Origin of the sequence: Massilia sp. CT11-108, from assembly GCF_047302915.1 — a bacterium.
GTDB classification, from domain to species: domain Bacteria; phylum Pseudomonadota; class Gammaproteobacteria; order Burkholderiales; family Burkholderiaceae_D; genus Telluria; species Telluria orientalis.
Genome location: NZ_JBKYMO010001473.1, coordinates 1 through 280 on the forward strand (window position 1 = coordinate 1; position 280 = coordinate 280).

1 protein-coding gene is annotated in these 280 nt (G+C 59.6%); it reads right to left on the minus strand.

Annotation, left to right across the window (positions count from 1 at the left end; translation table 11 throughout):
* Window positions 1–280: hypothetical protein (locus ACEN88_RS35330; protein WP_413347068.1), on the minus strand; the 280-nt coding region annotated here is incomplete at both ends.

A 280-nucleotide genomic window follows, 5' to 3' on the forward strand; every position in this document is an offset into this window, starting at 1 on the left:
CCACTGGCATGAGTCGCCTCAGGTTGCAGCTCGCAGACTTCAATGTTCTGGTATTGACTCCGCTCTTTGCCCAGCAGTTGGCAAGCCTCTTCCAGCGAGTTCGCGGCATGGGCGAGAACCGCCGCGCGGATCACCAGTAAAGGTTTGTCGCTGGCGTCTGGTTGATAGGGACGCAGCGCAATCAGCCCCAGTCCTTCACCTTGCACCGTCGCTGAATGTCGGGCGCGCTCGATCTCGATTTCACCGCTGATAAAGCGCCCTGCACCGAGCAACAGTGTGG